Raw genomic sequence first — 24883 nt, forward strand, 5'->3', positions numbered from 1 at the left:
TAGATACTTTAAGTAATTCTGACTTCGAAAAGGAACTCAAATTTCGGGATATTTTGGGAGATAAACCAAGGCAAGAGAACCAGTGTAATAGGCAGGATAAATGCTTGGTTGTTAGCAAACAAAGAGTTACCTTTGCGCCGCAATTTAATTTATTCACAAGGGTTAATGGTGAAAAAACTTATAAGCTTTTCATTTTGAAGAACTTATTTGCCCCATTCCTAACTTAAAGCATTCTATTAGATGCTAGATGACAAGAACCTGGAAGAACAGGACAACCAGCAGGAAGAGGCCACTCCGGCAGAGGAGGTAGCTGAAACTGTAAATGACGCGGCAGAAGCCGTTGTTGAAAAGGTAGAAGAAGTAGCTGAAGCTGCTGCGGAAACTGTGGAAGAAACCGTGGAAGCGGTAACTGAAGCTGTGGAAGAAAAGGTAGAAGCTGCTGTAGAGGCTACGAAAGAAGTAGTAGCTGAAGCGACGGAAACCAAAGCGGACGCTTCTGATGACGACGAAGACGAAGACGTAGAGATTGAAGTAGAGATGCCAACTGGCGCTACTGGTGAAGCTCACGACGACTTTGACTGGTCGATTGACAAGAGTGCCGACGACAACTACACCGAAGAAGAGCGCGAAGCTATGCTAGCGCAGTTTGACGAGTCGATGTCTGCTATTCAGGAAATGGAAATCGTTTCTGGTTTAGTAACGGCTATCAACGATGGTGATGTTGTATTAGACATCAACTTCAAGTCAGACGGTCTTATTCCTTTGTCGGAATTCCGTGACACACCAGACCTAGCGGTAGGTGATCACGTACGTGTTTACGTTGAGCAGCAGGAAGATGCTCGTGGACAGTTGGTACTTTCTCGCCGTAAAGCGAAATTGTTGCTGGCTTGGGAGTCTATCAAAGACAGCTACGAGAACGGTACCGTTATCAAGGGTACAGTTATCAGCAAGACCAAAGGTGGTCTGATCGCCGATTGTGGTGGTTTGGAAACCTTCTTGCCTGGTTCACAAATTGATATCAAGCCAATCATCGATTATGATAGCTACGTAGGTAAGACTATGGAATTCAAGGTAGTGAAGATCAACGAAGCGATCAAAAACGCGGTTGTATCTCACAAAGCCCTTATCGAAAGCGATTTGGCCGAGCAGCGTGAAGCTATCATTGCCAGCCTTGAGCGTGGTCAGGTACTGGAAGGTTTGGTTAAGAACCTTACCGACTTCGGTGCATTCCTTGACCTTGGTGGTGTAGATGGTCTGTTGTACATTACGGACATCAGCTGGGGACGTATTTCTCACCCAAGTGAGAAACTCGAATTGAACCAGAAGATCAACGTTGTTGTACTCGACTTTGACGAGAACAAGAAGCGTATTTCTTTGGGTCTTAAGCAACTACAACCCCACCCATGGGAAGTATTGGCAGAAGACATCAACGAAGGCTCTACCGTTACTGGTAAGATCGTTAATATCGAAGACTACGGTGCATTCTTGGAAATTCAGCCTGGTGTAGAAGGTTTGATCCACGTTTCAGAAGTAAGCTGGAGCAATCAGCCGATCAACGCCCGCGAACACTTCAAGCTCGGACAAGAATACCAAGCCAAAGTGGTTACTATCGACCGCGAAGATCGTAAGATGTCGCTATCGGTTAAGCAACTACAGGATGATCCATGGGATAACATTGAAGAAAGATTCCCTGAAAACAGCCGCCACAGCGGTGAGGTGAAGAACCTTACTCCTTACGGTGTATTCGTGGAACTGGAGAATGGTATCGGTGGTATGATCCACATTTCTGACCTTTCTTGGACTAAGCGCTACGGCCACCCAAGTGAGTTCACGAAAGTTGGTGCACAAATCGATGTGATGATTCTTGAAATTGACAAGAACAATCGCAAATTGTCACTAGGTCACAAGCAACTGGAAGAAAACCCATGGGATACGTTCGAAACGGTATTCCCACAAGGATCTTACCATGAAGCTACCATCCTACGTAAGGATGACCGCGGTGCAATCGTACAATTACCTTACGGTCTGGAAGCATACGCTCCCCTCAAGCACATCCGCAAGGATGACGGCACTTATGCTGAAGCTGATGAGGTATTGACTGTAAAAGTAATCGAGTTTAACCGTGATGACAAGCGCATCATGGTGAGCCACTTGCGTTACCTTGACGATATTCGCCGCGAAGCGGACGAGCAAGTTCGTAAAGAGCGTGACGATGAGCGTCAGGAAACTCGCAAAGCCGTTAAGAAAACACAATCAAGTGTTGAGCGTGATACGCTTGGTGACTTGGACGTGTTCAGCCAGCTCAAAGAGCAGTTGTCTGACGACGGTGGAGATGATGAGTAAACAGCGATATGCTTAGGAACAGCACGAAAATAAAATGCGATTTTGTTTTTCACAATAGTTAAATAAACGCTTCATTTAAAGTGTTTTAACTATTTGAAAAACTTAGAAAAATTGTCATTTATTTTCTGCGCAATACTCTGAGTATTTCTAAAATAGTAACACCCGGATCACTTGTAGTGGTTCGGGTGTTTTTTTATGTACTTTTTCTTAACACATAGGTATATAGGAAGTGTTTTTATCACATAGACACATAGATTGGGGCTTAGGCTCCTCTAGGAGAATTCTAATACACTGTGTCTATTTGGTGAAGTGTGTATGGGTTTTATCACATAGGAAGTGCTTTTATCACATAGACATATAGATGGGGATTCCTAATTACTCTCCCAGCCGTACCATATTTGATTAAAATCTATCGTAGATAGTAGCTCGGGAATGGATTTGTACAGCCAGTGAGCTACACCATAATCGCCCCAGAGCAGGCCGATAGCAGGATCGGTGTCTAGCTGAAGGAGGAGTTCCAAGGTGTCATCATCGTTTTCACTTCGGGGGTCTTCCTGAGCGAAAGCTGCATAGCCGCCGAGGCGGTGACCAACGGTACCAATGGCCTTGCGGTAAGCGCGTAACACCTCCCATTTTTCGTCGCCTAAATCGTGGAAAATGTCGCCTAGTTCTTCATCGAAGCGGTAATCATCAGGTGGCAAGAGCATCGTTCCGGTCTGGCCGGCAATGGCGAGACAAAGATCCCGCTGCAAGGGCAGGTCTTCAAAAGCCGGGAGGAAGGAAAAATCTTCTACCAAGGGCGTCGAAGCCGGATCAGGATCATCGTGATAGATGACTCGAAAATTATCCTGTCGATGAGGGGCTATAGGGTTGGCTCCCCAGAAAGCATCATCAGTGACAAAAAACTGGAGGATCCCGTGGCTGGGGAATGGTTCAAGAGGAGGCAACTCGGCTAAATTCAGCTGTATCAGCCCAAACAAAGGCCGGCCATTTTCATCAACGGGCCATGTTTCGGCTACCGGCCAATACTGGAGACTGCCAATGGCAGATTGCCAGCGATGGGAAGGGGCGGTATCCTTTATTTGCAACCGAATACAAGCGCGCTCCGTAGCGAGGAAACGGTCTATAAAAGGCAACAGCGGGGCAGGGAGTTCATTGGTCCAGTTCATGAGCGAAAATTACATAAAAACCTTCACTGAGGAAAACCCAAGTTCGCTTTATGAAACCGATCCGTTACAAAGTGGCTTTGGATATACTACATCACTTCGAAAAATTAGGTGTTTTTCAGTAAACCATTGTACGTTTGCACCGTTCGGTAAATAATTAAAAAGTACGTATGATTCGCTTCCGGGTTCCTATCCTCATTTTGTTTGCAATTCTGGCCGGTGCCAGTGCTTATTACTCCACACAACTGAAATTTAGCTTCGATTTTGAGCAGTTTTTTCCGGAAGGAGACGAAGACCTGGAGTTCTTTCGAGACTTTATCGAAAACTTTGAGGCCGACGACAACTTCATGCTCGTAGCGCTGGTGCGGGAAGAGGGCGTTTTTGACAGTACTTTCCTGAACGAGGTGCATGGCTTCACCCTCGAAGCACGCGAAATCCCCTTTGTGGAAGAAAGCCAGTCGCTAACCAAATTTAACTATCCGCTTAAGACACCTTTCCTTATCACCAACATCCCGGTCATTCATAGGAATGATCCCGCTCGTTACGCTGCCGACCGTGAGCGAGTACTCGGTGATGAGCGCTTTGTTCACAACTTTATCAACGACGATGCAACGACCCTGATGGTTTATCTCAAGACCACCAGTAGCATGAGTCTGGCAGATAGTGAACAACACATGGATTCCCTTGCAGCACTGGTGGCAACGTATGATTTTTCAGAGGTTCACTACATGGGCCGACCCTACTTTCAACGGGAGTTGGTGGATATGCAGAAGCGAGAAATTACATTTTCGGCTATCGTTTCGGGTATACTGGTGAGTCTGATCATGTTTTTGCTCTTCCGCCGGCCCTGGGGGATTATCGTCTCGGTGGTTTCGATTGGGCTAGGGCTCTTACTCTTTCTGGGCTTTCTTGGTGCAGCAGGGCGAGAATTGAATGCGATCTCGGCACTCTACCCCGTATTGATGATTATCGTGGGCACATCGGATGTCATCCACATCATGTCGAAATACATTGATGAACTCAAAGCTGGTGCCAGCCGTGAGGACGCTATCCGGACGAGTATTCGGGAAATAGGAATGGCTACCTTATTGACTTCTTTAACCACGGCTATTGGTTTTGCAACCTTACTGACCTCGAAGATCATCCCTATTCGTGATTTTGGAATCAACGCTGCCATAGGTGTTATTATCGCTTATGTGACCGTACTTTGCTTCACGACGGCAGCTTTATCTTTTTTCCGGACGGAGCAGATCATCAAACTCGGAAGAGGCCAAGCTTTTTGGGAAAAGCTTATGGAAAAAACCTACCAGTTTACCTTGAATAGATCGCGCGCTATTACGGTAGGGACTTTCATTATTGCTGTGCTGTGTGCTTGGGGTATCAGTCGCATTACCACCAACTACAATATTATCAACAATATGCCTTCCGGCGCACCAATTACCGCCGACTTTAATTTTTTCGAAAAAGAACTTTCGGGCTTTCGCCCACTTGAATTTGCCGTTTTCACGCAAGGAGATTACAAAGCCACGGACTACCCGGTACTACAAGAGATGGACAAGTTGGAAACCTATCTCCACAAGTTCCCTTACATCCAGGCCATTGGTTCGGTGACGGCTATCTACAAGAGCCTGAATCAGATGCACGCTAACAACCGTGCCGACGCCTACCACCTCCCTGAAACAGAAGGGGAATATCGGCGCTACCGCCGTATGGCAGACCAGGTGCCCAACCTGCAACTCAACGTATTGGTGAATGAAACGCAAGACAAGGCTCGTATCACCAGCCGTATCTTTGACATCGGTGCTGACACTATTAAAGCCTTCGGCCAACGTACCGATCAATGGATTCTAAACAATATCGACCAGGATATCATCAAAGTCAAACGTACTGGAACGGGCCTCATCATTGATAAAAATGCAGAATATATCCGCTACAGTCTGTTAACGGGCCTGTGCATGGCCATACTGATTGTCAGTTTACTGATGGCCCTGCTTTTCCGCAATGGGCGGATGCTCTTTATCTCTATTGCTCCTAATCTTATTCCGCTGTTATTAGCGGGAGCCTTACTCGGCTACCTGGGGATTGAGCTAGAGGCTGGGGTAAGTATCGTTTTTGCGGTCATATTTGGAATTGCTGTAGATGATTCCATTCACTTTTTGAGCAAGTTTAAACTCGCTCGTATGAGAGGCCTACCCGTCGAAGAGGCCATCCATCTTACGTTCCAGGAAACGGGGAAAGCCATCGTTCTTACCAGTATCATCCTCTTCTTTGGCTTTATGGTCATGCTTTTCAGTTCTCATCCGCCGAGCGTTACCATCGGCCTACTCATTAGCTTGACGCTGCTGAGTGCGGTGGCATCTGACTTGTTGTTGCTGCCTTTGTTAATTCGGTGGTTGATCAAGGATTAGAGGTAGTTGATGGTTTGATGGTTAGGTGGGGCCATGCCGTCGTTCCTCGGCACCGGGCTATCCACTGCTCCTTCATGCAGGGTGTAAAACCCTGCCCTACGGAGCAGTTACTATCCCTTGTCCTCCTCGTCCCTGCGGCGAGCTCCAGGCTCTGCCTTACGCGCCAATACAATTCTTACGCATCTATCACGACTAGGCCTGCGGGGTACGTCTAGCCTCTATTTGTGAAGAATACAAAAAAGAAAAACCCTCCTTAAGAGTCTCCGGTCTCCTCGTGTATCACAAACCCTTACCCCCTTACACTTTCCCAACTTTTACACCGAAGTCCTTTTACTTTAAGAGATAAGCTTGAAAATCGCGGCATTCATTGATAATACGCTGGTAAAACTGGGTGTCTTTGTAATCCGTTTCGATGATGCTGAAGTAGTCGTAGGTTCTTCTTTCATGTTGGGTATAAAAGTCATTGCGTTCGCATTTTGCGGCCATGTAAGCGGCGGCAACCTGTATCTCTTTGCTCTTAGCCGTACGGCGAGCCAAGTCAAAATAGCGAAGGGCGCGATCGGTATTGAAATTCTCATGATTTCCCAGCGGTAAGCCAACATGAGAGAAAATTTCTTGCCCTTTGTTGCGATAAGCACGATCACCACTGGAGCTACTGCGAAACAAATCGGTCGCTTTCCAGGCCTGACCAAAGTAAGACATGTTATAGAACGCCTCGCCCAAGTCAAAATAAATGGAGGCGGCCTGATCTGCAGACTCGGCTGCGCGAGCATCGAACTCCATTTCCAGCATCAATTCAATCAGCTCTACCCGGTTATAGGTCGTCACCGTATCAGGGAGGAGGCAATTGACACAATCCTTGAACCGGCGCACAAATGGGTTAAACTGTCCAAAATTATCCTGTTCGACGAGGGTGACTTCCTGCATAGCTTTAAGGGCTGGTTCCAAAAAGCCCTGCCCAAGCAAATGGGCCGATTTAATATTTAGTAATTCGTTTTCTATAGTGGTACCGTCTTGCAATTCCACTAATTCCTTCTCAAAGCGAGTGCGCTCTTCTTTACGGCACAGGGCAATCAATCTATCGATAATATCCAGGTCAGGATTTGCTTTCAACTGGGCCAGGCTATACTCCATTAGGTAAGCCTTTGCGTCATCGCCCTGCTCGCGGTAAAGTAGCCTCAATTTATCATTGATCAGGCGGGGGAAATCCGGGTAGTTTTTATAAAACTTGTACTGCCGCCCTAAGTTGGCCAAGTACCGTTCCTCATCATCTCCTACTTCCTCCAGGGATAAAATCTCCAAGACCAGGCGAAAGACCGATAGTTGCTCCTTTAGGTGTTTGTCCTCAATCATCTCATCGGCTTCCTCCAGTGTGCGTTCTGCAAAGTAGTAGTTGCCTGCCAACACTTCCAGGTAGCCCTGGGCCAGTTTCCACAGCGCTGGTTGCCTTAGTTTATTTTCTTTGAGCCAGCTGCGCACCTGATTTTGTAGTTCAATAACCCGCTCACCAGCATAAACCCGGGGAATACCATGTTGGCGGACATTGTTTGCCCGATAAGGGTTAATACTCTCTGCAAGCAGGTCTTTTTCCAATTGTTGCAACTCTCTTACCAGTAGCATCTCCAGCGCATGATGCTGAGGGTCGTAAGCGTAGATATTGCGCATTTCTTCGACCAATAAAGCATTGTTGCTATTCGCGCGAAGGACATAAAGGTTGGCGCGCTCGTGGTCGCTTTTACATAAAAGGAGACTTTGCTCCCACTCTTCATTAGTGTCTATCCGAAAACTCCGATAAGCGCTCTCACGTTTCCCTGGGCATTTTTCAAATATTCTGGAATAAAGGTAAGCGGCCTCTGGCCTTTGCCCCAGTGCTTGTAGTGCTCCGGCCTTGTGCCCCCATATCCAATACTCCACAATAGAAGGGTCATAATCGATTTTGGGGAGGTAATAATCTACCAACTCCAGGACTTTATCATATTGTTTACTGTAATGTGCCAGGCGAATCGCCTGGAAAGCATAACGCAGCTTGATGTAGTCGGATTCTGTACGCAAAAAACGGTCATGAGCCTCGTCAATCAGGCGGCTCATCGCTACCACATCGCGATTAATTTCTCGCCAACTGTCGGCAGGTGCCACCGCGTGAGGTTCGCAAGTTTTGGCAAACATCAGGTAGTCGACGGTTTCCCGGCAATTGTGTTTCACCATGTAGCGGGCCCAACCGTTATTCGCTAAAGCCCCCCCAATACGGCGAGAAGCGCTGCCCGTTTCGCTATCCATAGCAATGAGTAAATCCTGTAATTGAAACCGAGAAGCCTTGTAAACGATGTAGCGAATATCTGCAACGTTGGCGTTTTCACAATATCGTTCCTGCCATTCTTTGGCATTGTCAAGCTGGTAAATTTCCTGCTGCGTCTTGAAAAATTCCTTGTAGATGTTCGAAAAATTCAAAAAGAATGGCGCCAGTTCACTGTCGAATTTTGTGATCTCGGGATTAATAAAGCTGTACCCATAAAACGGAACATAGCCAGCACCACAGTCACTGCTGATCGTGAGTGGAAAGCAGACCAAACATGCCAGCAATAGCCCTAGCAATGTATTTTTACCGTAGAATTGTGATTTGTTTTCATTCATTAGTTAAGCTCCTTAATGTCTTCAAGCACTTTTGTAAATCAGCCACCGGAAAGCGGGAAATCAAGGTACTATCCAGATGGTAAAAACTGAGATATGCTTTTTCCCCTGTGGCATGGCCTCGCAAAAGTCGAGCTGCGAACTCTAGTTGCTGTGAACTGATTGTTTCTAACCGTAGTTGGTCGCCACGGTATAAATAATAGCCTTCAAGATACGTACTTTTGGTAATCTCAAAACGGTGGCCATCTTCCTGTTCTAGTGGTATTGCACCAATGCCCAGCAACGCTTCCGCTGTCAATCCAGGCATTAACTTAATCATTTTTCCTTTTCGGAATAAAACGCCCCAATTGAAAATGGGCAGCGCAAAATCCAAGGGGAGTGGATAGGCCGTTGTCGTTTGCAAATAAGGCCTTGCTTTTTCCAGATTAAGGATAGAATTGGGCTCTTGCCAATCCGTGAGGTCGCCCATATTATAAAACATGAGCATAGCGCGGTCGGCAGGAGGCACGCCCGTTTGCTCGGGGTAACGATACTGATGCAGGCGTAGGGTTACCGATAGCTTGGTAGTAACTGGCAGACGCTCGCGGATCAGCTCCAGTAATTGAAAATAAGCTCCCCGCGAACGTTCAGTCCAATCACAATCCAGCTGTATTTCGGCAGGTTCCAAACCTGGCCAGAGTTCGTTTATCTTTTGTAGGATACGATCGGCCAGGGCAGCCCTTTGCATTGCCGGAAGCTCCAACATCGTCTGATTGGTGATAAAAACGGTTGGCACAATTTCGTAGTCGGCGCTCTCTTCTGTTCGTTCCAAGCTCGCTTGGGGAGCCGCTTCGTTGCGGGCTTCGTTCCAAGTGACATCGAAAAACTTAACGTATAAGCGGCGTGCGTCTAAGGCTTTTAGGTAATTCTGCCCCGTACTATCGATATTCAGTTCAGTTTGCCAATGGTAAAAAGCAGGTTCGATAGCGATGGGTTCAGGCGTGCAGGAGGAAAACAAGCCGAGAAGGAAGAGTAGAATCAAAATCGGAAATCGGAAATCGGAAATCGGAGGTAATGGGGTGTAAAGGTGTAAAAGTGTAAAGGTGTAAGGGTTGTGGGAAGTCGGAAGTAATGGGATACGCGAAAAACCAAAGGAATGCTCGCCACCAGGCGATTCCAATATTTCCCACTTCCGACTTCCCACCTCCCACTTTACTACTTTCATCAATTCCATCGACCAGGTTGTTCCATACTGATCCAGGCGGTTTCGGGGAGGAGTTCTTGCATTTTTTGGAAGAGTACCCTTTCTTCAAAGCGGACATTGGCCGACAGCGCGCGCCCTAGCAGGTCGAGTTCTTGGGCGAGGTCTGCCTCTGGAGTTACTGCAAGTTGCTCAAATGCTTTCCTGATAGCATCGTGTTCTGTGAGTACCTGGGCAGAGAGCCGCAGGAGCTTATCGCCGTACCGCTTTGCCAGCGGAAGGAGGACTTTTTCTTCCCAAGCAAAATGAGGCTCTATAAGTTCGGTGTAACGTTCAAGTGCATAATCTCTTTGTTCAATGGGCGTAACGGGCATATTTTTATAAGCCGGCACATCTTGTTTGAGTACCTGGGCCAGCACTAAAAGCTGGTGATGTTCTCGAGAAAGAGGGGTAAGCGCGGGATGTCGTTTCATAAGTAAGGGCTAAAAATAAGAGGCAGCACAAAAAAATATAAGGACAGCAATATACCCTATAATCGGGAACTAATAGCTGTTGGGGGCTGTTCTAAAAATACTGTTTGGCAAGAGAAAAATATTTTTTCCTCAAAGCCTTGCATACAGCTATAATTCGTCTTATATTTGCGTCGCTTTAAGAAATTAGAGCTGGTTTTAAAGACCTATGGTGTAATTGGCAACACAGCAGATTTTGGTTCTGTCGTTCTAAGTTCGAGTCTTAGTAGGTCTACAAAAGGATCATCGTTAACACGGTGGTCCTTTTTTCATTTGTAGACTTATACAAAGAGAAGATGTTCATTCGAATGAACGGGATTGTTGCGGGGAGGTCTTAGTAGCGATGATGCTAGCCCGGGAGAGTAAGTAAATATTAAAAAAAAATGCAACAGGAGTCGTCTCGAACAGCGTCCTCATTAGAGGGGGTGAAATTCGTGACTACTCCTGATTTTCGTTTGTGGCCTACCCGTCTCTCATTCACACTAGGGTGAAAAACCTACTAGTTAAAGATTCATTAAAACACCAACCTAAGCCCACCAAGCACCCCTCTTTAGAGTTACTTTGTGTTAGTTAATATCGTTTACCCCACAAAAAAATATACCAATGAACTGGAAAAGAACAATGACGCTCCTGATCGTAGTCGCGCTGTCGCTACCTGCTTTCGCACAAGTAAGAGGAGCGCTCGGCAAGCTCAAGCAGCAAGCGCAAGACGTTATCAGTGGTGATGTGGCACTCTCGCAAGATGAGGTGGGCGCAGGACTCAAAGAAGCACTAGACCTTGGTGTTGGTGAAGCCGTAAGCTTCCTCTCTGCCGAAAATGGTTACCTGGGTAGCTCCTACAAAATTATGGTGCCGGAAGAAGCGCAAAACGTGATAAGCCGCCTCAAAAATGTACCAGGTTTTGGCGACGTAGAGCAAAAGCTGGAAGAGAAAATGAACCGTGCGGCGGAGCTGGCGGTAGCTAAGGCCAAGCCTATCTTTGTCGATGCTATCAAGCAACTCAGCTTCCAAGATGCTATGAGTTTGCTGATGGGTGATAAAGATGCGGCTACCCGCTACCTAGAGCGCACGACTACACAATCCTTGACCGATGCGTTTCTCCCCATTATCCAGCAAAGCCTTGATGAAGTCGGCGCGCGCGAGTACTGGCGTACAGCTGTCACGGCTTACAATCGTATTCCACTCGTCCAAAAAACGAATCCCGAACTCGACCAACACGTTACAGGAAAAGCCCTGACAGGACTTTTCGGACTTGTAGAAGTTAAGGAGCTCGAAATTCGTGACAACCCGGCCCTGCGTACCAGCGAATTGCTGCGAAAGGTGTTTTCGAAGCAAGATTAAATATTACTAAATTGGACTTTCGGTATTCCGGGTAGCGATCCCTCCAGGCTTACCGAAAGTCCAATTTACATTATTGTGTTCTGCCTTGGCTTTGTACCTTTATCTTCTTCAAATGTAAGGCTACTTCATGAAGAATACAGGACATACGATTATCCATACTCTCGGTGTAACTATTGACGAGAAGTACTATGACTACGAGGTAACGGTTAGTCTTATTGGAGAAGTTCTCGCGGTGGATAGCTTAATGGAGCGCTTACCAGAAGCGGCCCAAAAACTCACCTTGGGTGCTGATTACAAAAAGTATTTACAAGAAATTCATCTTTACGGTGAATACCTAAAATACGTCATCCCTGTTGAGTTGAACCCTATCAAGGAAAATGAAACTTACTCCTTTTTCAACCAACCACTAGTCATCGACCCAGCCGAACTTCTTGTTTCTCAGGAAAGCTTGGCAGACATAAAAATAAAGCTAGCAGCGCTACAGCAAGAGCCGGGGATACAGAACAAGCAAGATACGACCTCCCTACCCCAGTCAGCATGGATAAAAAGTTATCGCCAACTCTTCCATAAATATGAGCAGTCAACACTTAGTAAAGAAGAGTTCCTGGCTATACAAGGCCTAAGAATGTTGTTCTTGAAAGATATTAATAAATACCACACGGCATTTCATTATTTAACACCCTTAGTGCCCGAAAATGCCGACGGGTACTTGAAATTATTTTGGGAGCTAATCCCTCGGTTATACGCTTTGCAATCCCCTAAAGGTGATTCTAGTCATCTACGTCGAAGACTCTTTGATGTCATCATAAAATACGAGGGGAATTCAACGAAAGAATGGTTGTTAAGTATTTTTCAATCTCCTGAACATAAAGTTTATCACACCATGGCATTAAACGCCTTGGCGGTGTACAAAGAACCAGAACACTATCAATTAATTATTGATTACTGCAATGAGAATTTCAAGACCAACGCTAAGGGAAGTGGTGTCTTGCAGGCCTTAGAAGGCATTTTAAAACTAGCTCCTTTTATTGATCACTGGGCAATTGAATTAGCCCGGCATTTTATCCGTCAAAAATCGGAGTATGAAATTAGCTATATCGCCTATTGTATCTTACGAAAAGGAGGGCTTAGCGAAGAAGCTATTATGGTTGAAGTACTTCCTTCCTTTTTAAACAAAACACGAACAAATGCTTTATTGAGTAATATGTGTGTATTTGCGTTCTTGATTAAAAATGAAGACCTACTTCCTGATGCAGGTCAACTACTGGACATTACTATTCATCATCTTGAACAACTCAATAACAAGATTACCGCAGCTAGTTTAGCTATAACTCACTTTACCCCCCTGATCCTTGAGAAAAAATGTACGCCTGATCTATCAGACAGTTTATATCAGCTTACCTTTCATGAGGTTGCTAAAGTAAGAGAACTGGCACTTGTATGGCAGGCTTATCTGACAAGAAGCGAAAAATGCGACTTTCTGCCACATAAGCAACTGAAAAGCCGATGTATTGAACTCTTAAAGGATGCAAATGATTATGTCATTACCGAAGCCGTCAAATGGTGTGCTTATTACGGGCTTAAAGAGGAGGATAATACTTATATCACCAAACTGCTCCCCTTTGTAAATCACAAATACTGTTGTCTACAGAAATACTCGCTACTGGGCATTAATACACTCCTCAAAGAGGTGGGATTTGATACAGCTGTTCATGATACTTATCTTGCGTTAACCAAAGAAAAATTCGGTTACTGTTACGATGGGCAAGCTACTGTTATTCATGCTTTACAGTTGTCGCCTTTGGAGACAATACAGGATAAGATCAAGGGTGTAAAATTTAACCCACAAGATCGTTTCCCAATGATTTACCCCAATGAATCCGATAAAAGTGAAGACGACTTGAGATTCTTACGAGAAGTAAGGAAATATGCACAGTACTAAACAGTCTCGCACCCAAATCAATAATCCATAAAGAGAATCTTAAAGCGCCAACAATAGCTACCATAAGCCCTCAAAATTTCACCATACAAATACCCATCTTCAACCACTCCCCCTCATTATCCGTTTATTATCTAGCTCAATGTCTATAAAGATGATAAAGCATGGTATTCTACCCCTTTCTTTGTGCATCAACAAGCCAGACACGAGCATTTCTTTTCCAGCTACCTTTTCGCTTCATTTTTAGAAGCTAAATCGTCCATACTATGCAGAAAGTAATTACCCAAGCCCCACCGGCTACTGATCAGGAATGCGCGCAGTATCTCCCGATAAAAGCATTTTTCGAAAAAATGTCCCTTTCAAAGGAGGTCAATCCATATTCGTCTACTTTTAGCTTTATGCCCTTTATTGAAAAAATGAGGGAGAAAAGAACTGGAATACATGAGACTATAGGGGCAGTCGACAGTACTATTATGGAAGAGGCTGAACGAAATTTAATTGCTTTTTCTGATCCCGGGAAACTGGATACGCCGGAAAAAAGGCAAGCGGTGATAAGTATGCTGTTCCCTGCGCTGTTTTTTGAAGGCCAAATGGGTTTTGTATCAAAGCCATTTACAAAAGAATTCTTTTACATAACACCTGCGCTGCAAGAGCTTTTTTCTTCCGATGACTGGGAAGTCGAAATATCTGGCGACTTAATCAAAGGAAAAATGGGGAGCCCTGCTATTGAAGCAGGAAAACTGATTCTTCATGATTTTCATGGGCAACAAATTGAATCGAATTCTTACCAGACGATGACCTTTCGGCATAGCAAGACCATGCTAGAAAGGCACTTCAAAATAAATGTCGTTTTGGACTATGTTAAAACGACACCATTGAATACGCTTCCCCCCTTAAACGAGGTGCAAATTTACCAACTTTTCCAGGAATGGGGCAACGAACAATACTGGCTAGAAAACTTTCCACCAGAAGACTTTTCTTTTGAAGGCCTGGTCATTGGTTACATCCAGGACGTCACCGAGGTAGAGGTCCTTTCCAGGATGAAAGAGATGATGGTTACAGAAGTAGACCAAAATGTTGACAACGCGGATAACATTCGCCAGCAGCTCAGTGGCATGATCTGTTCTTACCTGCAGATGCCTGATGTTGTTTTTGGCAGTGTACCCAATCGCGATTTCAAGTACGCGACCTTAGCTTCCTGGAGTATTCTTGGCGGTCTCCCTACTTTGGCTCAGTTTACCAAAGGAGATTTTTGCAACGACAGTACCTACGGTAAAACTATGAATGATGGCCAAACCATTATCATCGGTGATTTGCAACAAATAAAGCAGCCGGGCAAAGTAACCTCACACTTGATTAAGCAAGGGTACCGAAGTCTGTTGCTTGCGCCACAAAGAAATAGAAATGGTCAAATATTTGGTGTCATGGAGCTTGCATCCAAACAGCCTTATCGCCTAAACAACCAACTCTTGGGTAAACTGGAAGAGGTCATCTCTTTGTATTCATTGGGCAGCAATCGCTGGATACAAGAAATGGATAACACGATCAGTTTTTTCATTCAAAAGCAATTTACCTATATCCATCCTTCTGTGGAGTGGAAGTTTCAGGAAGTGACCCAGCAGTTTCTCTTGTCGCCCCACGAGAACGGTAAAGCTCCAATCCTGGAGCCCATCGCTTTCAAAAATGTATATCCACTTTACGGACAGGCCGACATTGTAGGCTCCTCCCAAATCCGAAACCGTTCCATTGAGGCTGATATGCTCGATAACTTGCAACGGGTACAAAAAGTAATCAAGGCTTTTAGGAAACAACTAGAATTTCAATTACTGGATATTTATCTGGCCAAGACGGAAGCCTTCCTTCATAGGCTCGAAAATGGTGGTTACGTATCCAGCGATGAATCGCAAATTGTAGAATTGCTTACGGAAGATATTCACCCACTCTTACGGGAACTTAATGAAATGTATGATCAACTCCCTAAGGAGGAACTGAGAGAATATTGCGATTACCTCGACCCCAAGCTAAATATCGTTTACCGTAAGCGGAAAGATTACGAAGACAGTGTACACGAGCTCAATGAGCTTATTTCCAACTACATTGATAAGGAAGTTGCCAAAAAGCAGAAGCTATTACCTCACTTTTTTGAAAAATACGTCACCGATGGGGTAGAATATAATATCTACCTGGGGCAATCTCTTTTACAGGAAGGTAATTTTAGTCGCTATTTCCTCCAGGATTTTCGCCTGTGGCAGCTCATGCTCATGTGTGAAGTTACTCGTTTGGTAGAAAAGAATAAACAAAACTTACGGGTGCCGCTATCAACGGCCCAACTGATCTTCGTTTACAACAATGCGCTAAGCATCCGCTTCAATATGGATGAGAAGCAGTTTGATGTGGACGGTGCCTATAATGTGCGCTACGAAATCCTGAAGAAGAGAATCGACAAAGCAGTCATCAAGGGAACCAATGAACGGCTTACCCTCAAGGGCAAACTGGCCATCGTATGGCTACAGGAAAAAGACCGGACGGAATACCTGGAATACATTGATCACCTCCTTCAGCAGGGTTACATTACAGATGAAATTGAAGAACTGGAACTCGAACGCTTGCAGGGGGCCGATGGTTTGAAGGCCCTGCGGGTAACGGTGGCGGTTTAACGTACGTGATTAGGGCAGTAAAAAGCTGCCCCATCAAAGCGCTTGCGCTAAACTTCTTCTTCAAAACCGAGTGTTTCAAACGCAGCACTCCTAGCCTTCCAATCGTTTAACGATCATGCCGACTTTTTCTTTATTTGATGCACTTTTGATCCTTGGCGGAACACAGGGCTTGTTCCTGGCTTTCCTTTTGCGGCAACGCAAAGTGGCCAATCAGTCAGCAGCTAATTATTTGGTAGCGCTTGTTTTGCTGGTTTCCTTTTTGTTGTTTGCTCGCCTGAGCTATCGTTCAGAATGGCTGTACAGTTATGCGGAAGTCATCTTGTTACCCGATGTGATCTTGTTTGTGCTCGGGCCTTGTTTGTGGCTGTTTACACGTCATTTGTTGCGCTTGCCAACGCTGCCTCAAAGTCAATTGTGGCCACATGCTATCCCTGCGTTTATTCATATTATCGTTGCTAACACGATACTGGGGCAGCACCTCAATGGCAACTGGCACTTTATGAGTGGTGGGGCCGTCTACCTTAGTTTCTTGCTCATTGAGGGTGGTGCGATGATTAGCCTGATTACTTATCTTCTGGTTAGCTTCCGACTAACCAGGCATGCTTCTCTTGCTGGGCAGTTGCAGGCCAGTGAAGCAGCCCGTAGTTTTTTGCCGGTCTTTTTCCAAGTAGGTCTGGTACTAGCGGCCTGCTGGACCCTTTCTTTTGGGTACCGAATTTTCGTCCACGACCCTACCTATCTCATGTACCGCGTTTTTTGGTTCCTCACCGTCGGCTACATCTTTTGGTTGGCCTATACTGTCCTGCTTCAAAACAAGCTCTTTACGCTTCCACTCCCCACGAATGACAAGACACTCAATGCAGAAGAAGTGGCAACCCTTGATCGTATCATGGAATACCTGGAAGAAGAAAAACCGTACCTGGAATCTCAGCTCAAACTCGCTGATCTGGCCCAAGCCACGGGTTTACCACGCCACGAGTTATCACGCATCATCAATACCGGTACTGGCCAGAGCTTCTTTGACCTGATCAATACCTTGCGGATCGGTAATTTCATCAAAGCTTACGAAACGGCAACGGAACACGAAAGATCCATCTTGCAGTTGGCCTATCAGTCGGGCTTCAACTCCAAATCTGCTTTCAATCGCGCTTTTCGCAAGGTTACCGGATGCAGCCCCAGTGAATATTTCAGAGAAGTGGTCGCATCTTAACGGTGTCCTCTATCCACTATTAAGAGCTTGTTGGGAAATTTAATTTGGTAAAAAGGGAATAGTTAAAGTATTCGACGGAAATAGGTTGGTGCTTCCTGATTTTCAAGGATTTTCGAACCTGTCTTCGAACTAAAAACCTCACTTAGCCCGCTAAGCTCGATTTTGACTTCTTAGACAGAACCGTAAATCGTTGAAAATCAGTTCGCAAATTCCCCAACAAGCTCTAAGAAAATCGCGCAAGGCGGAGCCTGAAGCGCGAGGCCCGGAGGGACTAAGGATGAGCTGGTGCAATGGTAGTGCGCAGCTTAGCAAGCACTAGTAATGGAACAAGCGGTAGCCAGCGAAGCGCTGCTACAGCCCCTACTAAATAACGTGAGGTTTGCCTTTTTGTGTTCCTGAAAAGCGAGGAATACACTAGGCAAATCTCACAGTATTAGGTACTTAGTACAGGGTATAGGGATTTTGCAACCCCAAATTCGACATTATACCAAGTACCATGTACCTCGTACCTTGTACGGTGAGGTTTTACTTCGTAGCTGCTTCGCGGTGATGCGGCTCAGACCACTAATAATGAGACACTTATATTCAAACCTCACGTTAAATAGCGAAGCCCTTGATTTTATCAAAAAAAAAGCGTCCCACTTTGTAAAAGAGGTCGACATTCTACGGGTTTTGCAGGTATTTGCGAGTGATCTTCAATTTTATCACTCGAATTCAAAGACCTCCAAAAATGTTTACAAAGTACTTCTCTCTTGCGCTGCTGATCTTTTTTTCGCTTGCGCTTAACGCCCAGCAAGTCACCACGGTTGTTACCAATTCTGGCATTGATGATGCGCTGATTATCGACGCTACAGGACAGCTTTTTGGTGTTCGTTACCAAGGGTCTGCCATTTCGCGGTGGGTCCCTTTCGAAACCAGCACCACTGTCTTTTCTGATGGTTTTAATACCCCCAATGGTATGGCCTTTGGTAATGACGGCACCCTCTACATGGCCGATAATGAGGGCAACAAGATTTACAAAATTGATACAGAAGGGAATGCTACCATTTTTGTGGACGACTTCAACAACCCCTCCGGCTTGATTTTCGAACTGGACAGCGACACCCTTATTGCCACCAGCTACACCGGCAACCGCATTGCAAAAGTCGCCCCCAACGGCGAGTGGTTCCCCTGGAGCACTGGCAACGAGCTAAACGGCCCGGTGGGCCTCTGCTACGACGATGAGGGTCGCTTGTATACCGGCAACTTCAACAACCGCAAGATCATTCGACTTGGAGACAATGGCGAACAAACACTCATTGGACAAGCCCCAGGAAACAGCAACCAATGGTTGGGTTTTATAGCTTATGCCAAAGGCTACATTTATGGCACGCTCTTTACCCAGCATGAAATTTACCGCATGGACCTCGATGGCAATGGCACCATCATTTTGGGCTCCACCGCCGGCACGGTAGATGGCGATGCCAGTACGGCCAAATTTAATGGCCCCAACGGCATTGTGGCTACCCCTTCACAAGACACCCTTTTTGTATCCGATTACAATACCAGGGCGCTGCGCATGATTACGGGCCTCGAAGATGGTACCACTTCAGCGTCGACAGCACTAGCCGCTTCTCTCCACTGGTCTTTATCCCCCAACCCCGCTACTGATAAGAGTACACTGCGTTTTGAGCTACAAAAGAGCAGCCGTGTATCTATTCAGGTCTTTGATCTGCAAGGGCAGTTATTACTGCAAGTGCTGGACGATCAAAATCTGCTGGCAGGCCCTCACCAAGTACACCTCCCAACAGCAAAGTTGCCCAAAGGAAGTTACACCATTCAGTTGTCGGTGGACGGGGGAAGACCAGTGAGCAGAGGGCTGGTGAAGCAGTAGCAGCACGCTTGGGGCAAGGACATAGCAATGCTTTCTACCTTGCCCCAAAACACTTGGCACACGAAGGCTTAGCTGAACTTGCAGCAGAGTACCGAAAGTCCAGCTAAAGTTTACAGATTTGCATCCAGCAACACCTGCCAGGTTCCAGGCACTTGTTCCTGCCAAACGATGAGGTACTTACCTCCATAACTACCGCTGCATTGCCCTAGTTCTACCACCAGATGCTCCGCCACAGGCACCACATGCAACGGTGTCAGTGTGAGCTGGTAATCGGGGTTTTTCATATAGGCATATTCCTTTTCCAGCGCATCACGACCACGCAATAAAGGGCGATGGTTGTAGTAGAGCGTATTCGGCGTATACATCTCTTGTATCAGCCGTTCTACCTCATGGGCATTACAATATTCCATCCATTGACCACGAGCATCATCAATGGGAGCCACATCAGGCAGCACTTTATCATAAGGAGCAACAAACTGAAGCGCACGTAGCGGTTCAGCACCTTGGTTATCCCAAACAATGACTTGCGCAAATGCTTGATCATTGGCTGTTTCAAAACGGCTAATTTCATAAGCGTATTCCCCTTTCTTACCCACTGGCACGCTCCCTATTACCATTCGATCTGAGACATTCGTGTTTTCAAAAAACCATTTCCAGTGCGTAGCGATTGCATTAGGGCCATATTGTATGGTGCCGTCGGCCAAAACACCTAACGCAGCAGGCGTATACTGCTCCACACTCATCTTTTGTGGAAGCAAATTATTATTAGATGCTGTTTCGCCACAACTTATCAGGGTACCAGCTACTACTAAAAGGAAAAATAAGTGCTTCATCATTGGATCATTAAATTAGACTTGTTCTGCTGGGGCCATGCCATCGTTCCTTGGCACCGCGCTATCCGCAGCTCCTTCGTGCAGGGTAACCCCCTGCCTCCATAGCAGCTTCTATCGCTTGTCCTTAGTCCCTCCGGGCCTCGCGCTCCGGCCTACTGGCCTGCGCGCTAATTTTAACTCAAGCTAGCTTCCAGCCAACACCGTGCCAAATAGGCCAACAGCCAACTCGGCCCAAACCAATAAGAATACAGCCAAGATAGCCAAAAGCAGAAGAGCCCGGTGACGCCGCTGGGTTACTCTTCGCAACACCAATTCTACAGCCAATCCAGCAGTGAGCAATAGGAAGCCTGCAACCACAAAATCGAGTAAGCCCCAATGGACTTCGCCCGAAAATTGCATCGCGATGAACGGAATCAGTAATAACAAAGGAATACTCATCAAAATCCGAACAAGCCTTGCGTTTTGAATAGTCATAGTTTAGTTGTGTTTTTAAAAGTACTTTGCTATTCAAAGTTAATGGAAATTACCATATAGTGCAAGTAAACAATGACGATTGTGGCGGGAAGTCAACCAATCTTTAATTCCTCTCCACCCGTTTATTGTAACAAGGCGGTAATCCACTCCCTTTCTGCGGGTCTTTCTTTACACACAGGCAAGGTAGGCGACGGCCTTTGATAATGTTCGACTCGCGCCCAATGGTTTTGGTTTGGGTGTCAAAGTAGAACGTCCAGGCGGTGGCATCATTGGCTTCGGTGCCTGTCCAGAAGTCGATGCGCTCGTTGGGGTTTTGGGCAGGGTTCATGAGATAGCACTCGCCGCTGCCCGTCAGCATTTGATAGGCTCGACTGGTTTGCCCACGGTAGATGTTGTCGATTAGATAATCAACTTCGCCGATACAAGGCAAGCGCCAGCCTTTGGCCTGACAAGCATCCAGCGCCTCCTCCCAAGCGTAGGGGCCACCTGCCAGTGGATCAGTCATAAACCACAGTGGGCCTACCTGCTTGAAGTTAGTACCATTAAAATCCTGGCAAGGCGGGTTGCTTCCTGTACGGCTCACGCCTCCGGTAGCTGTGGGCAGCCGGCCTCCTGTTGTATTGTAACCATCGGCGGGGCCACTGTAGATGGTATCATGAACGGGCACCTCTACGGTGTCGCGCACCATTGGGCATTGCCATTCCAGTAGGTAGCGTTGTACCCGTTCGGTAGAGACTGTCGTGTTGCGATACTTGCGGAAAAAGTCTTGGTAAGCGCCACAGGTTTTTGTGGTTTGCAACATTTGGTAATCCTGCCAGAGGGTACCGCATTCCCTGGAGGCCAATAGCTCACGAAATTCGGCAGCACAAGTGGCATCTTCGCCGTATTTGCTGAGGTAATTGACGTAAGCTTCGCAGGTGTCTGCTTGCTTGGCGGCGTAGCAGGGGTCTTGCTTTTGTGACCAGTTGCTGAGCAGCCAATAGGCCAAGACGCCAAAGAGGAGGGCCAAAAGCGCGATCAGCAACAACCAGCGCAGGTTGCGGCTACGGTTACTCACGCCAGCACCTGCCACAGCCGCAGCCACGGGCATTACCGCTTTGGTGTCTCCACAGCCGCAGCATTGGCGGCTCTCCTGTAGGTCGTCGATTTTTTGCAAAATCTCGGGGTCAGCAAGACTTCCATCTTCGGGTAGTAGCGACTCCAGGCGAGTCATCTCACGGTTTACGTAACCTTCAATCACCTCGCGGCCAGGGCCCATTTTGTCGATCAGGCTGGCATCAAACGCGGGTACTTTTCCACCAGATTCTGCGCAGCTTGTTTGGTGCAGCTCCTGCATATAGATTTGCAGACACTGAAAAGGCACCTCTCCTTTGTCATTGGCCAACTCCGAACATAGCTTTTCTGCAATTACTTCCGGATTATCGACATCCATCTTGCCTTTGGACTTAAACAAGTCCAGCAAATTCAGAGATACATCCATCATTGACTTTTTGCTCAATGGCTGTACCCGATAACGGTGAGTGAGCAACGAAGGGAGCATCTCCTCGTATTCCGCCAACGGAGCCAGGAAGGTTTCGCGCAAGGATAAGATAATCCGATAAGGCAAGCTTTCTTCGGAGGTCAAGCGCCGGACGAAAGCGAAAAATTCATTACGTTCTTCTTCTGTGACTTCCGGTTCAAATAGTTTTTCCAATTGGTCAAAAACCAGGAAAACGGGCTTCTGGACTTGCTCATGTAGTTGGGGCAACAAATCCATGGGGTCTGTCGCTTCGGGAGTAGGTTTATTGGTGAGGCTGGCGATTTCTGTGCGTAGGGATTCCACCAGAGAGGGGAGCATTCCCCCATCGCCCCGACGATGTACGAAGAGTTCTCCGGGTGCGGCTTCCATCCTGTTCGCGAGGCCACACTGAATGAGGCTGGTCTTGCCTACGCGCGGTTGTCCGTAAAGGAGCAAAAGTCGGTTATTGCGCGTCATAGCGTAGAGGTCTTCTACCTCCTGCTTGCGCCCCATAAAGAGCGGAAGGTCTGCTGCTACCTGTGGCTGCAAGACATCAAAAAGTGGCTCACAAGGGCCGCCCCCAGAAAATGGGGAAACGCCCATCGAAGGCGACATGCCAAAGGGTGCGCCCATCAGGGTCGCGCCGCCTCTTTCTTTGGCACCTACCCGAAGCGTGCTCGTATTTACTTCTACCCAAGGATAATTATCCATACCAGCTCGCAGCCCCAAATCACCGATGGAAGCAATACCTCCAATCGCTTCCGGTAACTCCATAAAACTAAGCGGAAAACTATCCGCAGCGGCGGCATTGAGTACTTCTTCAAATACTTCAATGGCGGTCATCTTGTCCGTAAAAGCAGTGCTTGGCCGCACTACCTGCGTATCGCTACCAAAGAGGGCAATGGTATAAGCGGCATTGTTTTTGGCAATTGACACCTTGGTTTTCTTACGGTTCCGCAACTTCAAAACCAGTTCTTCCATAGCCAACAAGGCGGCGCTTTTGTCCGAATAGACTGGACTGTAAAAGGTAGCCCGTTCAGCGTGCAATTCGTAAAAACATTCTGCCGAAACATACTCCGGGCCTAGGGATTTCAGGATGAATCTCATGTATCGTGTGTGTGTGTCTGCTCAAAAAAGCTATTTCGTTTTCTCTCTCCTAAAAGTAGGGAATGTTTGGTATTCGGTGGGAGTTTTTTTTTAAACCACCAAGGACACTTAAGTTTTTTTTTGATTTGAACCACCAAGGGTAGTTGAGATTTTTTGAACCATATCAGGGATTATAAGGAATTATAAGCGCTAGACTAATTAGGGTGAATTCATGGATTTACCCGACAGAGAGGGATTTTGAACCACCATAGGCACTTAAGTTTTTTTGAACCCCAAAAGAGATTATAAGGACATTTAAGTATTGCGCAGAAAATAAAACACGATTTTTTACAAGGCTTCCAAACAGTTAACCCGCTTAAAATGAACCGCTTGGATTAACTATTGTGAAAGCCAAAATCGTGTTTTGTTTTCGTGCTGTCCCTAAGAAGATACCAGATAAGTTAAATTCTTGAATTTAACAGGAGGAGAGCCCTGTACCACTTATCAAGCGCAAAGCGCACATTACCCGTTCAGGCTGTTCTCTAGCATTGCTGGTGTTTTAAAATAGGGCCAATGCCCGGAACTTGCTATCATAATAAAACTTAATACTAAACTATTATGGGAGCCCATCACCATCAGCACGACTTACAGATTACGCTTCACCCTAAGCAGTTTAAGCCGCTATTCAAAACCAAGGCGTATCGTCACGCTTTGGGTATGGCCTTCGACTGGCTGGTGATCGTAGTGACCATTTATGCTTGCTTGCAATTCCTAAACCCCTTTACTTATCTTTTGGCAGTTGTCGTCATTGGTGCGAGAATGCACGCTTTGGCGATCTTGATGCACGATGCTACCCATTTTCGTTTCCTGAAAAACCGCTACTGGAACGATATGGTTTCCAACCTCCTGACGATGTATCCCTTGTTTACTTCTATCGCCATTTATCGTCAAAACCACCTTCGTCATCATCAGCATCTGAATACTGATCACGACCCCGATTGGGTGGCCAAGTTTGGTAAGCCGGAGTTTACATTTCCTAAAACCAAGCGGGAATTTATTGGCACACTTCTCTCCTACCTCGTATTATACCAAGGTACTAAAGATGCTGTATGGTTCTTGCAGCGTTTCCAGGCGCCTGATGCTAAAACCCATACCGTACAAGAGGCGCGTTGGCCCAAGTTGTTGTTTTACACCGTACTTTTTGCGGCCCTTACGCTTACCGGCACCTGGTTGTACTACCTGATGTTTTGGTTCGTCCCCTACCTTTCGTCTTTCTTCATGTTTCAGTATATCCGCAGTGTGGCCGAGCACTATGGTGAGATGGCCTATGATGATATGCTTTCTTCTACCCGCACCGTTAAGACCAATGCTTTTGAGCGCTTTCTCATTGCGCCGCACCAGGTGGCTTATCACCTGGAACATCACCTTTACCCAGGTGTGCCTTATTACAACCTTCCAAAGCTCCACAAGCTATTGATGGAACAAGAGGAATACCGGGCCAAGGCGCACATCACGGAAGGGTATTTAAGTGGCTTGCTCAACGAATTGGGCGGAAAAATGATAGTGGAAGTATAGCCTACTTTGGGCCATGCCTTCTCCCGACTGATACAGTCGGGAGCGGCACCTGGCTATCCGTCGCTCCTTCACGCAGGGTGTGAAACCCTGCCCTACGGAGCGGCTTCTATCCATTGTCCTCACTTCCGATGGAAGATCGAAACACGGCGGGGTTCAGGCTCTG

General features: G+C 46.5%; 15 protein-coding genes and 1 tRNA gene. 9 read left to right on the forward strand and 7 right to left on the reverse strand.

Going from position 1 to position 24883, the window contains the following annotated elements:
- Positions 1-240: 240 nt before the first annotated feature.
- A complete protein-coding gene (gene rpsA / locus A3EU_RS0112095) occupies positions 241-2343 on the forward strand; it encodes a 30S ribosomal protein S1 (RefSeq protein ID WP_020536432.1) in 2103 nt (700 codons plus the stop codon).
- 371 nt (positions 2344-2714) lie between these two features.
- Here rpsA and A3EU_RS0112100 read toward each other — a convergent pair whose 3' ends face one another.
- A complete protein-coding gene (locus A3EU_RS0112100) occupies positions 2715-3512 on the reverse strand; it encodes a YwqG family protein (protein WP_020536433.1) in 798 nt (265 codons plus the stop codon).
- A gap of 167 nt (positions 3513-3679) precedes the next feature.
- On the opposite strand from A3EU_RS0112100, the gene A3EU_RS0112105 reads away from it, so the two are divergent.
- The gene (locus A3EU_RS0112105) at positions 3680-5917 is read left to right on the forward strand and encodes an efflux RND transporter permease subunit (RefSeq protein WP_020536434.1); all 2238 of its coding nucleotides are present in this window, start codon (positions 3680-3682) and stop codon (positions 5915-5917) included.
- A gap of 330 nt (positions 5918-6247) precedes the next feature.
- Here the strand turns inward: A3EU_RS0112105 and A3EU_RS0112110 are convergent, their stop codons facing one another.
- Genes A3EU_RS0112110 through A3EU_RS0112120 form a run of 3 tightly spaced genes read right to left on the reverse strand, consistent with a single transcriptional unit; the run spans position 6248 to position 10198 of the window.
- Positions 6248-8548 (reverse strand): hypothetical protein, encoded by a 2301-nt coding sequence (locus A3EU_RS0112110; RefSeq protein WP_020536435.1) that lies wholly within the window; start codon positions 8546-8548, stop codon positions 6248-6250.
- Positions 8541-9749, reverse strand: a complete 1209-nt coding sequence (locus tag A3EU_RS0112115) for a hypothetical protein (RefSeq protein ID WP_156825740.1) — start codon at positions 9747-9749, stop codon at positions 8541-8543. Before A3EU_RS0112115 ends, A3EU_RS0112110 begins: the two co-directional genes overlap by 8 nt.
- Positions 9749-10198 (reverse strand): hemerythrin domain-containing protein, encoded by a 450-nt coding sequence (locus A3EU_RS0112120; protein ID WP_156825741.1) that lies wholly within the window; start codon positions 10196-10198, stop codon positions 9749-9751. The genes A3EU_RS0112115 and A3EU_RS0112120 overlap by 1 nt, the downstream gene beginning before the upstream one ends.
- Before the next feature lie 199 nt (positions 10199-10397).
- Here A3EU_RS0112120 and A3EU_RS0112125 point away from each other — a divergent pair.
- From A3EU_RS0112125 to A3EU_RS0112150, 6 genes are all read left to right on the forward strand, one after another.
- A tRNA-Gln gene (locus A3EU_RS0112125) sits at positions 10398-10469 on the forward strand.
- Positions 10470-10837: 368 nt separating this feature from the next.
- Positions 10838-11575: a DUF4197 domain-containing protein gene (locus A3EU_RS0112130; protein ID WP_020536438.1), complete on the forward strand. Its 738-nt coding sequence runs from the start codon at positions 10838-10840 to the stop codon at positions 11573-11575.
- A gap of 127 nt (positions 11576-11702) precedes the next feature.
- A complete protein-coding gene (locus A3EU_RS0112135) occupies positions 11703-13517 on the forward strand; it encodes a hypothetical protein (protein ID WP_020536439.1) in 1815 nt (604 codons plus the stop codon).
- A gap of 263 nt (positions 13518-13780) precedes the next feature.
- Positions 13781-16171 (forward strand): GAF domain-containing protein, encoded by a 2391-nt coding sequence (locus A3EU_RS0112140; RefSeq protein WP_020536440.1) that lies wholly within the window; start codon positions 13781-13783, stop codon positions 16169-16171.
- A 115-nt stretch (positions 16172-16286) separates the two neighbouring features.
- On the forward strand, positions 16287-17381 hold the full coding sequence (locus tag A3EU_RS0112145; protein WP_020536441.1) for a helix-turn-helix domain-containing protein: 1095 nt from the start codon (positions 16287-16289) through the stop codon (positions 17379-17381).
- Positions 17382-18111: 730 nt separating this feature from the next.
- On the forward strand, positions 18112-19254 hold the full coding sequence (locus A3EU_RS0112150) for a T9SS type A sorting domain-containing protein (RefSeq protein WP_020536442.1): 1143 nt from the start codon (positions 18112-18114) through the stop codon (positions 19252-19254).
- A 110-nt stretch (positions 19255-19364) separates the two neighbouring features.
- Here A3EU_RS0112150 and A3EU_RS0112155 read toward each other — a convergent pair whose 3' ends face one another.
- From A3EU_RS0112155 to A3EU_RS0112165, 3 genes are all read right to left on the reverse strand, one after another.
- On the reverse strand, positions 19365-20090 hold the full coding sequence (locus A3EU_RS0112155; protein ID WP_020536443.1) for a YybH family protein: 726 nt from the start codon (positions 20088-20090) through the stop codon (positions 19365-19367).
- A gap of 180 nt (positions 20091-20270) precedes the next feature.
- A complete protein-coding gene (locus A3EU_RS0112160; protein ID WP_020536444.1) occupies positions 20271-20561 on the reverse strand; it encodes a hypothetical protein in 291 nt (96 codons plus the stop codon).
- Between the two features lie 103 nt (positions 20562-20664).
- Positions 20665-23166 carry an nSTAND1 domain-containing NTPase gene (locus A3EU_RS0112165; protein WP_020536445.1) on the reverse strand — a complete coding sequence of 834 codons (2502 nt, stop codon included), beginning with the start codon at positions 23164-23166 and terminating at the stop codon, positions 20665-20667.
- 597 nt (positions 23167-23763) lie between these two features.
- Here A3EU_RS0112165 and A3EU_RS0112170 point away from each other — a divergent pair.
- Positions 23764-24720 (forward strand): fatty acid desaturase family protein, encoded by a 957-nt coding sequence (locus tag A3EU_RS0112170; protein ID WP_020536446.1) that lies wholly within the window; start codon positions 23764-23766, stop codon positions 24718-24720.
- Positions 24721-24883 lie beyond the last annotated feature (163 nt).

It is taken from the genome of Lewinella cohaerens DSM 23179 (assembly GCF_000379805.1).
Classification (GTDB): Bacteria; Bacteroidota; Bacteroidia; order Chitinophagales; family Saprospiraceae; genus Lewinella; species Lewinella cohaerens.

What these genes read in the sequence shown, in the direction of transcription:
- rpsA (WP_020536432.1), top strand. Translation starts at nt 241, where the DNA reads ATGCTAGATGACAAGAACCTGGAAGAACAGGACAACCAGCAGGAAGAG.
- A3EU_RS0112100 (WP_020536433.1), bottom strand. Translation starts at nt 3,512, where the DNA reads ATGAACTGGACCAATGAACTCCCTGCCCCGCTGTTGCCTTTTATAGAC.
- A3EU_RS0112105 (WP_020536434.1), top strand. Translation starts at nt 3,680, where the DNA reads ATGATTCGCTTCCGGGTTCCTATCCTCATTTTGTTTGCAATTCTGGCC.
- A3EU_RS0112110 (WP_020536435.1), bottom strand. Translation starts at nt 8,548, where the DNA reads ATGAATGAAAACAAATCACAATTCTACGGTAAAAATACATTGCTAGGG.
- A3EU_RS0112115 (WP_156825740.1), bottom strand. Translation starts at nt 9,749, where the DNA reads ATGAAAGTAGTAAAGTGGGAGGTGGGAAGTCGGAAGTGGGAAATATTG.
- A3EU_RS0112120 (WP_156825741.1), bottom strand. Translation starts at nt 10,198, where the DNA reads ATGAAACGACATCCCGCGCTTACCCCTCTTTCTCGAGAACATCACCAG.
- A3EU_RS0112130 (WP_020536438.1), top strand. Translation starts at nt 10,838, where the DNA reads ATGAACTGGAAAAGAACAATGACGCTCCTGATCGTAGTCGCGCTGTCG.
- A3EU_RS0112135 (WP_020536439.1), top strand. Translation starts at nt 11,703, where the DNA reads ATGAAGAATACAGGACATACGATTATCCATACTCTCGGTGTAACTATT.
- A3EU_RS0112140 (WP_020536440.1), top strand. Translation starts at nt 13,781, where the DNA reads ATGCAGAAAGTAATTACCCAAGCCCCACCGGCTACTGATCAGGAATGC.
- A3EU_RS0112145 (WP_020536441.1), top strand. Translation starts at nt 16,287, where the DNA reads ATGCCGACTTTTTCTTTATTTGATGCACTTTTGATCCTTGGCGGAACA.
- A3EU_RS0112150 (WP_020536442.1), top strand. Translation starts at nt 18,112, where the DNA reads ATGTTTACAAAGTACTTCTCTCTTGCGCTGCTGATCTTTTTTTCGCTT.
- A3EU_RS0112155 (WP_020536443.1), bottom strand. Translation starts at nt 20,090, where the DNA reads ATGATGAAGCACTTATTTTTCCTTTTAGTAGTAGCTGGTACCCTGATA.
- A3EU_RS0112160 (WP_020536444.1), bottom strand. Translation starts at nt 20,561, where the DNA reads ATGACTATTCAAAACGCAAGGCTTGTTCGGATTTTGATGAGTATTCCT.
- A3EU_RS0112165 (WP_020536445.1), bottom strand. Translation starts at nt 23,166, where the DNA reads ATGAGATTCATCCTGAAATCCCTAGGCCCGGAGTATGTTTCGGCAGAA.
- A3EU_RS0112170 (WP_020536446.1), top strand. Translation starts at nt 23,764, where the DNA reads ATGGGAGCCCATCACCATCAGCACGACTTACAGATTACGCTTCACCCT.